Source organism: Frankia sp. AiPs1, from assembly GCF_023716945.1.
Classification (GTDB): domain Bacteria; phylum Actinomycetota; class Actinomycetes; order Frankiales; family Frankiaceae; genus Frankia.
This window is the reverse complement of the sequence record NZ_JAMQQF010000142.1, coordinates 1-12,766: the sequence shown is the minus strand read 5'-3', so window position 1 is coordinate 12,766 and position 12,766 is coordinate 1. Positions and strand designations below refer to the sequence as shown.

Annotated in this window: 12 protein-coding genes; 8 read left to right on the top strand and 4 right to left on the bottom strand. The window is 72.1% G+C overall.

What is annotated here, in order from left to right; genetic code table 11:
• Positions 1–296 precede the first annotated feature (296 nt).
• Entirely contained in the window at positions 297–1,157 is an 861-nt protein-coding gene (locus ND748_RS14800; RefSeq protein ID WP_251746391.1) for a polysaccharide deacetylase family protein, read from the bottom strand.
• 283 nt (positions 1,158–1,440) lie between these two features.
• Between ND748_RS14800 and ND748_RS14795 the strand changes: the two genes are divergently transcribed.
• Complete coding sequence (locus tag ND748_RS14795; protein ID WP_251746390.1) at positions 1,441–2,724, top strand: YncE family protein; 1,284 nt, start codon at positions 1,441–1,443, stop codon at positions 2,722–2,724.
• A gap of 181 nt (positions 2,725–2,905) precedes the next feature.
• Entirely contained in the window at positions 2,906–3,259 is a 354-nt protein-coding gene (locus ND748_RS14790) for a VOC family protein (protein WP_251746389.1), read from the top strand.
• Between the two features lie 77 nt (positions 3,260–3,336).
• On the opposite strand, the gene rox is transcribed toward ND748_RS14790, so the two are convergent.
• Positions 3,337–4,764, bottom strand: a complete 1,428-nt coding sequence (rox, locus tag ND748_RS14785; protein WP_251746388.1) for a rifampin monooxygenase — start codon at positions 4,762–4,764, stop codon at positions 3,337–3,339.
• Positions 4,765–5,116: 352 nt separating this feature from the next.
• The gene (locus ND748_RS14780) at positions 5,117–5,683 is read right to left on the bottom strand and encodes a TetR family transcriptional regulator (RefSeq protein WP_285902130.1); all 567 of its coding nucleotides are present in this window, start codon (positions 5,681–5,683) and stop codon (positions 5,117–5,119) included.
• An 86-nt stretch (positions 5,684–5,769) separates the two neighbouring features.
• Between ND748_RS14780 and ND748_RS14775 the strand changes: the two genes are divergently transcribed.
• From ND748_RS14775 to ND748_RS14750, 6 genes are all read left to right on the top strand, one after another.
• Positions 5,770–6,681, top strand: a complete 912-nt coding sequence (locus ND748_RS14775) for an SDR family oxidoreductase (protein WP_251746386.1) — start codon at positions 5,770–5,772, stop codon at positions 6,679–6,681.
• 236 nt (positions 6,682–6,917) lie between these two features.
• Positions 6,918–7,529, top strand: coding sequence for a hypothetical protein (locus ND748_RS14770; protein ID WP_251746385.1), 612 nt, complete (start codon positions 6,918–6,920; stop codon positions 7,527–7,529).
• Positions 7,530–7,618: 89 nt separating this feature from the next.
• Positions 7,619–9,064, top strand: coding sequence for a hypothetical protein (locus ND748_RS14765; protein ID WP_251746384.1), 1,446 nt, complete (start codon positions 7,619–7,621; stop codon positions 9,062–9,064).
• 3 nt (positions 9,065–9,067) lie between these two features.
• Positions 9,068–9,841, top strand: coding sequence for a hypothetical protein (locus ND748_RS14760; RefSeq protein WP_251746383.1), 774 nt, complete (start codon positions 9,068–9,070; stop codon positions 9,839–9,841).
• 25 nt (positions 9,842–9,866) lie between these two features.
• Positions 9,867–10,634 (top strand): hypothetical protein, encoded by a 768-nt coding sequence (locus ND748_RS14755; RefSeq protein ID WP_251746382.1) that lies wholly within the window; start codon positions 9,867–9,869, stop codon positions 10,632–10,634.
• Between the two features lie 226 nt (positions 10,635–10,860).
• A complete protein-coding gene (locus ND748_RS14750) occupies positions 10,861–11,556 on the top strand; it encodes a Crp/Fnr family transcriptional regulator (RefSeq protein WP_251746381.1) in 696 nt (231 codons plus the stop codon).
• 66 nt (positions 11,557–11,622) lie between these two features.
• Here ND748_RS14750 and ND748_RS14745 read toward each other — a convergent pair.
• Positions 11,623–12,766, bottom strand: a 1,144-nt coding sequence (locus ND748_RS14745) for a CHAT domain-containing protein (RefSeq protein ID WP_251746380.1), incomplete at its 5' end; no start/stop codon positions are given.

Sequence of the window (12,766 nt, the reverse complement as noted above, 5' to 3'; positions counted from 1 at the left end):
CGCCAGCTTATTATTTTTAAAAGAAACACAGGATGGTTCGGCGCGAGTGTATCCGGCGGCGCCGCAGCCCCCCAGGCCCGTGGCGGCGACCATCGCGCCGGCCCCGGCAAGGAAGCGCCGACGCGAGGAATCACGGGAGACCGACTCGGGCATGGGCGCAGGCTACCCGGCCCGGGATTGCGGCCGACCACCCTCCATCCGGGCCGGGCCGGGCCGGGCCTGCCGCCGTCGGCCGAAAGCGGCGGGCGGAGTGCGGCGGGCGGTGTGGGCGTGCGGTATGGGCGTGCGGCGTGCGGTCAGCCGACGGCCCGGGACGTGCCGAACATGGTGTCCAGGGTGACGGGCTCCAGCTGACGCTGCTCGATCAGCTGCTCGATCTGGTCGAACAGGCCGAGGACGGTCTGGTGGTTGGCATGGCCGAGCATGATCGTGCCTGGCTGGAGGTACTGCCGGGCGAGCCCGACGAGCTGTTCCGGGGTGATCAGGGTCGAGTCGCCGAAGCTGCCGTCCCACAGCAGGATGCGGGTGTATCCGAGTTCGCCGGCGAGTCCGTCGACGTGATGGTTGTGGGCGCCGTAGGGCGGACGGAACCAGGGCCGGCTGGTGATCCCGAAGGTCCGCTGGATCCACTGCTCGTTCTTCTCGATGTCGGCGCGGATCGCCGCGTCCGTCTCGTGCAGCAGGTTCTTGTGGGTCCAGGTGTGGTTGCCGATCTGCAGCTGGCCGGCTTCGACCAGCGGGCGCAGGACCTCGGCATGGCGATCCCAGACCCCCCGGTAGGCGCCGTTCGGCGAGAACGTGATGGGGATCTTCGATCGCTGGGCGAACGCCACGTAGCCGGCGACCGTCGTGGCGTCGTAGCCGTCGTCGATCGTCAGGGCGATTTGCCGGGTCCGCCCGGGTGCGTGGGAGACGACGACCGCAGGGCCCGGATGCGGGGCGGGAATCGGCACGGGCGACGGCAGCGGGCCTGCGTCGGCTCCGGGGACCGCTGCGGCGATCGGCGCCACGGACGCCGTCGCCGACGCCGACGCCGCCGTGGTCGGCGCGGTCGGGGCGATGTCGGGACCACGAACGGCGGAGTCGCTGGGCGCGGCGTGGGCCGAGCAGCCGATGAGGGCCTGCGCCGCACCGATGCTCAGCAGCGACAGAAGCACTCTTCGGTCCATAGGCCGACATTCTATGAATCATGGTCATGACAGGGCCTGCGGCGTACCGCACCATCGGGGGGCAAGACGGAAGAATCCCGACCAACAGGGCCGGTAAACCGGATAGTTGATGTCAGGATCCGGCTGGACCGGGAAAGATGCGGTGGTCCGAGGGTGGCTGCAGCAGGTCGACGGGATGGGTGGGAGCCGGCTTGACTAGGCTGGCCCGGTGGCAGCCCGGGGATCCCCCAATCGCCATCGCGACCTGCACGCATTCCGGCAGCGGGGGCCGATGATCGCGGCCGGGGCGGCGGTCCTGATCCTCGCTCTTGGCGCCATCGTCCTGATCGCCTCCGGCGGCGGCGACGCAAGCGCCGATGTCTCGCACGCCGATGTCTCGCACGCTGATGCCTCGCACGCCCACCCGGCCGGCGCCTCGTCCATGCCGCCATCGCACCTGCCGGCAAGCTCGGCCACCGGACACGGCGACGAGACGCTGCCGGCCGTGGACGTCTACGCCCATGCGCACGGCGGCATGCTGAGCCCGGTCGTGAAGGACGATCCGGCGCTCGTCTACGTGCCGAATCTCGCCGACGGCACCGTCAGCGTCATCGACCAGCAGTCCCTGCGCGTGGTGGCCTCCTACCGCACCGGACGCGCCCCGCAGCATGTGGTGCCGTCCTGGGATCTGCGGACACTGTGGGTGAACAACAATCTCGGAAACAGCCTGTCGCCGATCGACCCGAGGACCGGGCGGCTCGCCGGCCCGGCCGTGCCGGTCGCGGACCCCTACAACCTGTACTTCACCCCCGACGGCACGAACGCGATGGTCATCGCCGAGGCGATCCACCGCATCGACTTTCGCGACCCGCACACCTTCGCCCTACGACACAGCCTCGACGTGGGCAGCCTGTGCGCGGGCGTGAACCACGTCGACTTCTCCCCGGACGGCGCCTACGCGATCGCCACCTGCGAGTTCGCCGGCCGGCTCGTCAAGATAGATCTCGCCCACCAGCGCGTCCTGGGGTACCTCGACCTCGGGCGCGCCGCCGCCCCCCAGGACATCAAGATCGAGCCCGCGGGCCGGGTCTGGTACGTCGCCGACATGAACGCGGGCGGCGTCGACCTCATCGACGGCGACACCTTCACCAAGATCGGCTTCGTCCCGACCGGGCCGGAGGCCCACGGGATGTACCCCAGCCGCGACGGCCGCTACCTCTACGTCGCCAACCGGGGCGGCATGATGACCTCCGACATGGTCCCGTTCCCCCACCACGGCGACCAGGGCTCCGTGTCCGTGATCTCCTTCGCCACCAGGCAGATCGTCGCCACCTGGCCCATCCCCGGCGGCGGCACCCCCGACATGGGCAACGTCAACGCCGATGGGACCCGGCTGTGGCTGTCCGGGCGGCGCAGCAATGTCGTCTACGTGTTCGACACCGGCGCCCAGGGCGGATCGGACCCGACGACCGGCCGGCTACTGACCAAGATCCCCGTCGGCCACGAGCCGCACGGGCTCGCCGTCTGGCCGCAGCCCGGGCGCTACTCCCTCGGCCACACCGGCATCATGCGCTGACCATCGCCAGCCTGTCAGGACGCCCGAACCCCGGCTGCCGGACGCGGCCCGCGACTGCGTCTACGGCACGGCCGAGAGGTCTAGGTTGTTGATGTACCAGTAATCGCGCGATCCGCGAACCCACCGGTTCGGCTCCATCCCGGTGCGGGTCGTCGAACCGATTCGGTCATAGGAGGCACCCATGAGCGACCAGCAGGTTCGGATGATCGTCCTGTCGACGGACGATCTCGAAGAGTCGATCAAGTTCTACACCGAGACTCTCGGCTTCCCGCTGAAGTTCCGCGACGGCGCCCACTACGCGGCTCTCGACGGCGGCTCGGTGACCATCGCCCTGGCCACCGCGATCGATCACCCCATCCACGGCCAGGTCGTCGTGGGCATCAAGACCGACGACGTCGACGGCGCGGCCAAGGCGATCGAGGAAAACGGCGGCGCCATCGTGAAGGGCCCGTACGACGACGCGCACGAGCGCCGCGCCGTGGTGTACGACAACAAGGGCAACGGCCTGGTCTTCTACAAGTCGCTTCCGCGCTGACACACCCGTACCCCGCCCCACGCTGGCCGGTCACCGGCCAGCGTGGGGCGGATCAACCGGGGAATGCACGGTCCGACTCAGCCGACGGCGGCGCCGAACCACCGTGGGAGCTGGTCGAGCAGATCCTGCTGGTCGTCGCCGACCCACGCCACGTGGCCGTCCGGCCGCAGCAGCGCCGCGGGCACGTCCAGTTCCTCGCTGACGTCGACGACGTGGTCGACCCGATCTGTCCACCCCGCCGCCGAAAGCCGGCCGGTCTGGTCGAGCAGCAGTCCGCGGCCGCCGTGCATCAGCCCGTAGAGGCGACCGCGCTTCAGCCCGACATCCCGCATCCGGCGGCCGACGAGCGCATGCTCGTCGCCGAAGTCGTAGCGGATCCCGATCGCAGTGATCTTTTCGATCAGGTATCGATTCACCTCGTCGAAGTCCATCAGTTCCGACACCAGCCGGCGCACTGACGCCGGCCCCGGCTCGGGGGACAGCAGCACGGCCTGCGCGCGGGTGTTGTCCAGCACGTCGGCGGCGACCGGGTGCCGTTCGGTGTGGTAGCTGTCCAGCAGCCCCTTCGGTGCCCAGCCGCCGATCTCGGCGGCCAGTTTCCAGCCGAGGTTAAAGGCGTCCTGGAGACCGAGGTTGAGGCCCTGGCCGCCCATCGGCGGGTGGATGTGCGCCGCGTCGCCGGCCAGCAGCACGCGGCCGGTTCGGTAGCGCTCGGCCAGCCGGGTGGCATCGCCGAAGCGGGAGAGCCAGCGCGGTGAGTGCGCGCCGAAGTCGGTGCCGGCGAACACCCGCACCCGCTGTCTGAACTCCTCGAGGGTCGGCGGCACCGAGCGGTCCTCGGCCACCCCCTCGGCAGGCACGATGATGCGATACACCCCGTCGCCGATGGGGATGGCCCCGAACCTCGCGTGGGTCCTGCGGACGTCGGCCACCACGGCGGCCAGCGTCTGCGGCGGCACGGTCACCTCCACCTCGCCCAGCAACGTCTCGACCCTGGTGGGCTCGCCGGGAAAGCCGACACCGAGCAGTTTGCGCACCGTGCTGCGCCCACCGTCGCAGCCGACGAGGTAGCGCGAGCGCAGCCGAGTGCCGTCTGCCAGCGTGGCGGTCACCCCGTGTTCGTCCTGGCTCAGTCCGACCAATGCAGTGCCGCGCCGGAGCTCGGCGCCGAGCTCGGTGGCGTGCTCTGTCAGCAGCCGCTCGGTGCTGTTCTGCGGGATGCCGAGGATGTACGAATGCGCGGTGTCCAATCGGTCCGGCCACGCCTTGGTGATGCCGGCGAAGAAACCACCGACCGCGTACTGCTTGCCGAGCGTGAGAAACCGCTCCAGCAGACCGCGCTGGTCCATCACCTCGATGCTGCGCACGTGCAGGCCCAGTGCACGGGCGTGCCCGGTCGGCGCCGCCTCGCTGTCCACCACGAGCGCGTGCACGCCGTGCAGCCGCAACTCACCGGCCAGCATCAAGCCGGTCGGCCCCCCACCGACAATGATTACGTCAATCATAAGCCGCCAATTCATCGAGATTTCATTTCGGCCAGCGGCTCCGCACGGTCCGGCGGCGCACACCCGCGAGCAACACGTACTTCGCGAATCCCTGATTTCCGCAGGTTCTGGCTTTCGCCGACGATTCTGCGGTACGACCCGGGTCTTGCCGCAAGCCCCCCAGTGTGCTATACGTAAGAGTGGCAGGAAGTCGGCATTCCTCCCGTCTCCCATGTGCGGCAACACAGCTCGCCAGAGCGGCCTTGACGGCGCCGTGAACGGGCTTGTGCGGGAAGTCGCGCAGGCCTGCGTGGGGCGGCGGTTCATCGGCGGGTGAGGCATCTCGGCCCGTTCGGGATGCGAGGCTTTGAAACTATCCGGTAGAGGCGATCTCCCGGAGCTGCGCCAGGGCGTCCCTGGCGATCTGCTGGAACGGTGTCTGGTCCGGGTCATCGACCCAACGCTTGAAGGCGACGTGCATGATGGTCGTGCCCATGAGGGCGGCGAGGGTGGCGGCGGTGTCGCCGAGCCCCCGGGCGCGCAGCGCCCCCGCCATCGCGGCGGCCAGTGACGCGGCCTTGATCAGCTCGCGTTCCTGCAGCTCGCGGCTGGCGGCGATGATCCGGTGCCGCGTGCCGGCGAACTCACGGACCTCTTCGAACCGGACGGCGGCGGCGTCCAGCGCCGCGCCGATCAGGCCGAGAGCCGAGGCGGACGCGGGGGCGGCCTCGATGGCGGCCACCATCTGCTGCTCGAGGAGCTCCGAGCCCCAGAACAGCACCTCGCGCTTGTCCGTGAAATACCGGAAGAACGTTCGCTTCGTCAGCCCGGCGCGTTCCGCGATGCCCGCGACGGTGGTCTCCTCGTACCCACGTTCGCCGTAGAGGGCCAGGGCCGCCTCCTGCAGCCGCACTCGCGCATCCGGCTGCCATCTGCCCATGCGACCAGACTAGCGATGTCACCTGGTGCCATCACCATGCTAGGGTGATGGCACCAGGTGACATCAGGTTTTCCGGGAGGATTCCCATGCGTGTTTTCGTGACCGGCGCGTCCGGGCACATCGGCTCGGCGGTCGTGCCGGAGCTGCTGCAGGCAGGGCACGAGGTCGTGGGGCTGGCGCGGTCGGACGGCTCCGCCGAGGCGCTCGTGGCCGCCGGCGCCGAGGTCTGGCGCGGCGACCTGGACGATCTCGACGGACTGCGGGCGGCCGCCGGGGCGGCCGACGGCGTCATCCACCTCGCCTTCAGGCACGACCTGATGGGAGCCGGCGACTTCCCCGCCGCGGTTGCCGCCGACTTCGCCGCCATCAAGGCGCTCGCCTCCGCGCTCGAAGGCACGGGCAAGCCGCTCGTCACCTCCTCCGGCACGCTCATGCTCACCCTCGCGGGCATCACGGGACGGCCGGGCACCGAGGCCGACTTCGCCTCCGCCGGTCCGCGGGTCGACGCCGAGAACTTCGTGATCGGGCTCGCCGAACGCGGCGTACGGTCGTCGATCGTCCGGCTCCCCCCGATCGTGCACAGCTCGCTCGATCACCACGGCTTCGCGCACATCCTGATCGGCGTCGCCCGCCAGGCCGGCGTGTCGGCGTACGTCGGGGACGGGGCCAACCGGTGGCCGGCGGTGCACACACTCGACGCCGCGCGGGTGTACCTGCTGGCCCTGGAGGGCGCCCCGGCCGGGAGCCGGCTCCACGCGGTCGCCGACGAGGGCATCCCCTTCCGTGACATCGCGACCGCCATCGGGCGCGGCGCCGGCGTTCCCGTGGCCACCGTCGCCGCCTCGGACGCGAGTACGCGCTTCTCCTTTCTCGGCGCGTTCGTGGGGGTGGACAACCCCACCTCCAGCGAGGTGACGCGCAAGGTGCTCGGCTGGGAGCCGGCGTATCCGGGACTCCTCGAGGACCTGACGCACGGCCACTACTTCGGGCCGCGCTGAACGGCACCGCGAATGCCGATTCGTCCGCGGCATGTCCCGAAACCGAACGTCGATATCGACGTTCGCGTTCCGGCCCGGGCCGGGCCCGGCCCGGTAGCTGACGATCCGGCCGCCGATCCCGCCGGATGATGGGATCGTTCGCGTCCGGGTCGGGGATCGTGTCGGCGGTCGCCCCGACCGGGGCACGGGACAGCGGGCAGGTTGGTTGTGCGTGCGAGAGCCAGACGGTCGGGGTCGTGAGGCGATCGCCGGTCATCAGGCGGCTGGGTGTCGGGGTCACGCGGTTCATCGAATCCGGCCCGGCGAACAGCGGGATGCCGCCGGCCGGGGCGTCGGTGCATGCCACGATCCTCGACGCGGCACTGCGCCGGGCGGGACTCGACGCCGTCGTGCTCAACCGCCAGGTCGAGGACGACGGCACCGTGATCCTGCTCGCCAGCGGCCTGGACGAACCGCAGACGATCGCCGACCTGCTGCGGTTGCTGCGCCGGTACACCACGCGGACCAACAGGATGCGTCCCGCCGGTGGCCGCATCCGGCTTCGGGTGGCGTTCGACGAGGGCCTGGCGTCGCTGGTGGAGGAGCGGTTCGTCGGCGACGTCGTGGACGCGCTGCGCCGGCTGTGCACCGGGGCCGCCCGCCTGCCGGTCGAGGCGTTGGACGTCGACCTGGTCGCCCTGGTCTCGGAGCGGATCTACCGCGGTGTCATCGAGACCGATCGCTGGGAACTGCGGTCGTCCGCCTTCCGGGAGGTCCGCGTCACCGGAGCGGACGGGTCCGCGCTGGCGGCCTGGATGTGGCTGCCGCCGCCGGACCCGCCACCCGACCCGGCGCGAGAGCCGGCATGAGTGCAAAGTTTTCCCTTCCGCCAGGCCCGCGCAGGCGCGAATGTGGACCTTCCGGCCAACCGCACCGCGCGGCGTAGGAGCATGGCGATGTGGGGACGGGGGACACCGCAGATGCCATCCGCACTACCCATTACGAGACCGCCGTGGTCGCGGCCGCCTCGTTGTGGTCCGCGGGCTGCTGGATCCGAGCCGGTCTGCTCGCCGCCATGTGGGTCACGCTGTGCTGGATGCCGGCGGACGAGCTGCTGCGCGCCGCCGCCTGTCTCACCGTCGCAACCGCCGGCGTGCTCCTCGCCTTCACCCACACCAGCGAGGAGGCGCTCGACCGGCTCGACCGGCTGCCGGGCGCCGGGCGGCTCGCGGCGCATCTCAGCACGACGCAGGGCCGGGCGACCGTCGACGCGTCCGGCCTCGCCGAAGGGCTCGGGATGGCGCTCGCGACCACCCTGTACGTCGGGGTCACGCCGGTGCACGGGCTGCCCGCGCCCCTGCGCACGGCCGGCGCGGTGCTGGCCATCGGCTATGTGTGGGACGCCGTGTTGCAGGCCGTCATCGATCCGGGCTGGTACAACCGCGAGCAGCCACCCGACCGGGGCATGCGGATCTTCCGCCCGACCATCCCGGTGATCCTCGCCGGCCTGGTGACCGCGTTCGTCTGGCCCTGGAGCGACACCGGCCACGAGGTGCCGTCCGCCGTGCTGGTGCTGCTGGCCGCCTCGCCGCTGCTGTACTACCCGGCCTGGGCCGCGTTCGACGTACTGCTGCGGTCGTCCGCGGCGCAGGTGCTCAGGGCGACCACGCAGTCCCGCGAGAGCGCCGGCACCGACATCCACAGCCTGATCAAGAGCCCGCTGGTCCTGCTGCACCAGCACGTCCTCGATCGGGAGCCGGAGCTCGCCGAGATCCGCCGGCTGAGCTGGGCGGCGATCCTCAACGTGGAGGCGGTGCGGCGGGACCTGTCCGGCGTCGCGCCACCGCTTGACGCGCCGCAGACCTTCGACGAGCTGTGGCGGACCTTCACCGCCATCGTGCCGGCCACGGACAAGCCCCGGATGACCGTCGACGCGGCGTCCATGTCGGTCGTGCTGTCCCCCACCGACTTCCAGCTCACCCAGCGCGTCCTGCCGGACCTCGCCACGAACGCGCTGCGCAGCGGGGCGAGCGAGGTGTCGGTGGCCTGCCGGAAGACGATCCGCGGCGGAGTCCGGGAGGTCCACGTCGAGGTGACGGACAACGGGCCGGGGATCGCGGCGACCACCAGCATCGCGCCCACGGCCGACGGCACCCTGCCCGGCCACCTGCCCGGCGGGCCGGCGGGCAGCCTGCGCGCGCTGGAGGCCGGTCTGCGCCGGTACGACGGCGCGATCACGCTGGTCGACCGCTCGGCGACAGGCGCGCGGGGGACGTGGGCGCACGCCCGCTGGCGGGAACAGGATCGCATCGGCCTGCGGCCGGTGACGGAGCCGACGACAGAGCCGACGACGGAGCCGGTGACCGGGCCGGCGACGGCCCGCGTCCGGGGCGGGGAGGGCTGAGGCGTGCGGGTGGTCGTCGTCGACGACGTGCTCATCTGGGAGGAGGCGGTGGCCGTCGGGCTCGGCGCCATGGGCACGGTCGGCGGGCCGTACCAGGTCGCCGGCGCCCGCAGCCCCGCCGACCTCGAGGCGCTGCTGCGCACCGACAGCTTCGACCTCGCCTTCGTCGACATGAACTACGGGAAGCGGGTCCGGGAAAGCGGCCTGACGGCCCTGCGGCTGCTGGCCGAACACCACATCCCCGCGGTCGTCTACTGGAACAAGCCGGAGGACAACCGGGCCCTGTTCGTGCTCGCCGCCTTCCAGTTCTTCCGTCCGCTGGCGCTGGTACCCAAGACCATGAGCAGCGCCGAGATCCGCAAGGTGGTCGACACGCTCGCCGCCGGTCAGCCGTACGAGACGCCGGACCTGGCGCTGTACCGGCCGCCGGTGGGCCGGGCGTCACTGCTCGACCGGCTGGTGCCGACCAGTGGCGACCTGCTGATCTGGCGGGCGCTCACCGTCTTCGCCGGCCGGACGGAGGTGGCCCGCGAGGCGCACTTCTCCCTGCGGCGGGTGGACAACTTCCTGCGCGACCGGTTCGAGGCGATGGTCGACGTGCAACGGCGGCTGCTCGACGATCCCACGGACGGCCTGCCGACCGTCACCCAGTCGCTCTCCCTCACCGAGGTCAAGCAGAGCCGGCTGACGCCGATGCACGCGTTTGCCCAGACGCACCAGGCCTTCTTCCGTGACCCGGAGCTCGCCAGGCAGCTGCGGGAACGGGGGCGCGGATGACGGGCCGGCCGGCGCGGACCCGGCCGTGACGGGGCACTGGCCGGCGGCCATCGCGGCGGTCGTCCGCCACGGACCGCCGCCGACCCTGCTCACCACCCTGGCGATCACCCCCGGCGCGCACATCCTGCTGGGCGCGACGCTGGAGCGCCGGCGCATCCGGGTCGCCGACGAATACACGGCGTTGATCTACGGGGATCCGCTGCTCGCGCTGACGGCGGCGCTCGGGGTGGCGCTCTCGCCGGACGGCCCGCCGGCCGCGGTACGGCCGGTGGTCACGGGCACCGGCCTCGCCACCCTCGCGGGCGGCTGGCTGCTGTTCGGACTGGCCCAGTGGGTCGAGGAGGTGCGGACCGGGCACTACACCCTGGCCCAGGCCACGGCGCCGACGAAGGTGTGGCACCAGCTCGGCGTCTACCCGCTGGCCGGCTGCCTGGTCTGCTGTGCGGGCCTGTCCGGCCTGGCCGCGCCGCTCGGCCCGCGGGCGGCCCCCCGACTGGCGGGGAAGATCCTGATTCTCGGCTGCGTCACCGCCTGGCTGGCGCTGAACGTCCACGACCGACGCCATCCCAAGCTCGGCCATCCGCCCTACGACTGGTTCCGGCTCGCGCCGCCGGCCCCGCCCTGGCCGGCCGCCTCGCGAACCCTGCGCGCGCACGCCGGCCGGCAGCCCGCGCCGGCCCGTGGACGCCGGCCTACAGTGCGAAGTTTTACCTGTTCCCCTTCGCTCCGCCGCGCGATCCTTTGGGTACGGAGGGAAGCCGGAGGCCAGTCCCGCCAGCAGGAGGGCCCGTAGCCGGGCGCCGACGCCGGCCAGGCACCGATCTGACGTCCGTCGACGCGAGGACGAGAGCGGAGGAGCCATGGCCGATCGCACTGCCCCAAGAACTACCGGGCCGAGAACTGCCGGGTCGAGAACTGCCGGGCCGAGAACTGCCGGGTCGAGAACTGCCGCGCCGGGCGGCGCTGCCCCGGGCATCCTGGCAGCCCGCCGGTCGGCCCCGGCCCGGGCGGTGAGGTCCGTGCATCCCTGGCCGCCGGCCAGCTTTCTCGGGTGTCTGACCCCCGGCACGCGCAAGGAACTGCTCTCGCGCGGGCAGCGCCAGGAGTTCCCGCTGGGTGGCGTCCTGATGCGCCAAGGTGAGCGCACCTCGTCCCTCTTCCTGCTGATCAGCGGGGCCGTCAAGATCACCGTGGTGTCCGAGAACGGCGACTCCGCGCTGGTCGCGGTCCGCTTCGCGGGGGACGTCATCGGTGAAATGGCCATGATCGAGCACCAGCCACGGGCCGCGACGGGCACCGCCGCCCTGCCCGTGACGGCGCAGCGGATCCCGGCCGACGACTTCCGCCAGATCCGACGGGCCCGACCGGAGGTGGTGGAGGCGCTGGATCGGGTGCTGGCGGGCCGCCTGCGGGTCGACCTGCACGACCGCGTCACCCGCAGCCGGCCGGCGCGGGCCCGGCTGGCCCGCCTGTTCCTGGACCTCGCCGCCCAGCACGGCCAGCCGGTGCGCGACGGTGTTCTGATCGCCCTGCCCCTCAGCCAGCCCGAGTTCGGCAATCTGATCACCGCCAGCGAACCCACCGTGCAGAAGACCATTTCCGAACTCAAGCGCGCGGGCGTCGTCGCCGTCCGCGGCCACCGCAGCTATGTCGTGCGGGACGCGGCGACGCTTCGCCGGATCGCCGACGCCGCCGACGACGACCACGACCGGTGACGGCCGGCCCGGCCCGCGGTCGGGCTCCGATCACCGGCTCTCCCCGCCGGACGCCGGTCACCCCGGTCACGACCAGGCGCCGGTGAGCTGCAGGGCGGCCCACAGCAACGGCCGGTCGGGGTACTGGCGAGCGAGCTCTGCCTGCGCGCACCGCAACGCCTCGGCGCGGCTGTGTCCCGTCCGCAACCATCCGGCGAGCATCCGGTAGACGACCTGGGTGCCGGTCTCCTCGCCGACCGTCCACAGGCTCGCCAGCACGCTGTTCGCCCCGGCGAGCAGGAAGGCCCGGCTGAGCCCGAGCACGCCGTCGCCGGTGATCCGGCCGGCCGCCGTCCAACAGGCCAGCAACGCGACCAACGGGGAGTCGAGCGGCAGCGCGGCGATCTCGTGGATCCGGGCCCGGCCGTCATGACCGGGCATGGCCGCGAGCGCCAGGAAGCAGTTGGCCGGGTCGCGAATGTCCGCGATCCCGTGGGTGGCGAGCAGGACGAGTTCGCCTGGACGGACCTCGGCGAGCCGGGCGAGCGTGGCCTGCTCTCCGGTGAAGCGGCGGGTCGCGCCCGGGGCCAGCAGCCTCGCGAAGGCGGGGAGCGCAGCCTCCACCTCGGGCAGGGCCGCCAGCCCGGCCGGCCCCGCCGGGCTCGGGTCCGCCCGACCCGGGTCTGCCAGGCTCGGGTCTGCCAGGCTCGGGTCTGCCAGGCTCGGATCCGCCCGGCTCGGATCCGCCCGGCTCGGGTCCGCCCGGCTCGGGAGGCTCTCGAATGCCGGATTCGCCACCGCAAGAAGGTGATCCGGGCGGGCCGGCGGTGTCCCGACGAGGCCCGCGGCCGGGATGGTTCCGATCGACGGCAACATCACGAGGGCGTACCGCTCGTGCAGGTACCGGCCGTCCATGCCGTCGCGCAGGGCGGCGAACGGCACGCCGAACAGGTCGCCGTGCGGGACCACGGCCAGTGGCGCCCCGGGCGGTGGCAGCAGCCCGGGTGGCAGCGGCCCGATCAACGCCTCGGACAGCTCGGCGAGCACCGCCCGCCCGCCGTCGGGCCCCCGCAGCGCCGCCGGCAGGGCGGCCACCATGGTCGCGAGGTGCTCGCGGGTCAACGTCAGGCGGACGGCGTCGATCCGGCCGGCCGGTGTGATCACCCAGGCCCAGCCGCCCTCGGCGCCGAGGAGGTACTCCAGGACGGTGGCGCCGTACCCGGCCACGGCG